This is a genomic window from Peribacillus sp. (genome assembly GCF_059453735.1).
Window position 1 is genome coordinate 1 of the sequence record NZ_JAZVJO010000384.1, and the last position, 2127, is coordinate 2127.

The following is a 2127-nucleotide window of genomic DNA, read 5'->3' on the forward strand; positions in this document are numbered from 1 at the left end:
CATCCTGGTTCCATCCTTAGCCAGCATAAGAGCGGTTTCAATAATATCATTGACCGTCACATCAGGTTCAAATGCCTTAGCTACGCATGCCGCTAACACACCGGCTGCTTCTAATCCATAGCTGTTTTGATGTCCCATCGCAAATAATATCGCTTCATCATATGCGGCTTTCGGATTTCCTGCATTCACAATGCCGATTGGTGCGATATACATAGCGGCACCGCAATTAACCATATTGCCAAGCCCGCCTTCTCTAGGTTCACAATTAGCTAGAACATGACGGATAAAGATATATTTTTCAGGATAAAACAACCGATCAATAATCATCGCTGTTTTATCGAACTCAGGAATATAGGTTGGTTCAAAGGCTATCTTCTTAACAAAACCATTCCCCATATCATATGCATCTAGGTGCCTTTTTTCCTTTATAAAAAGGTTTATTAAAACGATTGTCAATAGGGTATCATCTGTTGTAATTCCATTTCCACGTCTTTTCCCCATTGTCTCTTGACTAGTTGTTTTATACCACTCAGTCTTAAGTGATTCTACACGGCCATATCGCTCTTTAATATCCTGGTAACTTAACTTTTCAATAGGAGCACCTAATGCATCGCCTAGCGCGGTTGAATAAATCACCCCGCTGACTTTTTCCTGAAATGAGGGCATCCATAGAACTCCTTTATTTTATATTTTTATTCGCATACTCCGTCACTTCATCGCCGCCTGCTTTTTTCCATTCACTAACAAACTTATCGAAATTTCCAATCGGCTGTTTACCCGTAATAATATCTGTGGCATATTCTTTGTAGAGATTTTCCATAGCGTCCCATTTAGATACGAGTTCCTCTGGAATAAGAAAAAGGTTATCCTCGCTGTAAAATTCGTTCGCAAGTTCTCTAGATTTTTCAGCAGGCTCACTTAATAATGGAGTTTTCAGCGCCTTTTCAGGTGTGAACTCTTCAGGCTCCCAATACCTTGCATACCACTCATTATAATATTTCTCGTTTAGTTCAATGCCTGAATCGGTTACTTGGTAGTGCTCCCCTTCAAATCCTAGACGATCAAACATTTGCCCTTTAGGACTTGCAAGGTAATCTAGAATTTTGAACACCGTATCCTTGTTTTTGGATTGAGACGAAATAGCTAACCCCCGTGATTCTTTGGTAATATCAGTCGGGGCATATCCTTGAAATTCGCCTTTTGCTGGCGGAAGAACGGAAACTCCTGCACTATCGCCATTCACCTGTTTCATTTTCCCATTGTAAATATCAACAACCTTACCATTGGTTCCGACAATCACCGCGGTTTCGCCATCATAAAACGCTTTTTCTTTTGTATCCCATTGCTTCGTTAAATATTGTGGATCAAGCAAGCCTTCCTTATATAACTTATTGTAAAAAGCGAGCTTCTCTTTTTCCTTGGTTGATACTTTGGAATATTCATAGCCATCGCCATTTTTTAACCATGTTTGATTAATCCCAAAGGCCATTTCGAATAGATAATCAAGCTCCGCGATGTCTCCTGCAGTCGTAATCGCGTATTTTGGCTTCCCTTCAGACGATTGAGCCACGAGTTCCTTGAAAAATGTATAGTAGTTATCTACTGTAGGGTTCTCCATTAATTCTTTCGAACTTGCCGTCTGCTCCAGCCAATCTGTGCGGATAACGGGTGTTTTAGAATCCAGTGGCTTAATCCATAACAAATACGGATAATTCTTCATTCTTTCCACACTATGTGTTCCCATCACTTTTTTAATATAAGTAGATTTCTCGATATATGGCGTTAAATCCTCTAACAATTGCTGTTCAACCATTTGCTGATCTCCGCCCTGAAAATAAATTAAATCAGGAATATCTCCACTGAGAAGCAGCAAATTTAATTTTTCAGAATAAGTTCCCTGCGGCATTTCCACCAGTTCAAATTTAACATCTAACTTTTCATCCTTTTTCAGAGCCTTTTCTAGGTTAGCATAATAGGTTTTAGCCACTGGGTTAGAGGGCCCTTCATCTTTGTACACTACCTTTATCGTTTTTGTACCTCCTGAATCTTCCTCGTTTTCTTTTGCTGTTTTATCTGAACAGGCAGGCGTAGTAAGTATTAGTAACAATGTAAATATAAATATAGCTA

Annotated in this window: 2 protein-coding genes; both read right to left on the minus strand. The window is 39.4% G+C overall.

The features are described from left to right. Positions 1-666 (minus strand): ADP-ribosylglycohydrolase family protein (locus AC52RT_RS12440; protein ID WP_495541040.1); only part of this gene is annotated, 666 nt, incomplete at its 3' end. A gap of 13 nt (positions 667-679) precedes the next feature. After that, positions 680-2127 (minus strand): extracellular solute-binding protein (locus AC52RT_RS12445; protein ID WP_495541041.1); only part of this gene is annotated, 1448 nt, incomplete at its 5' end.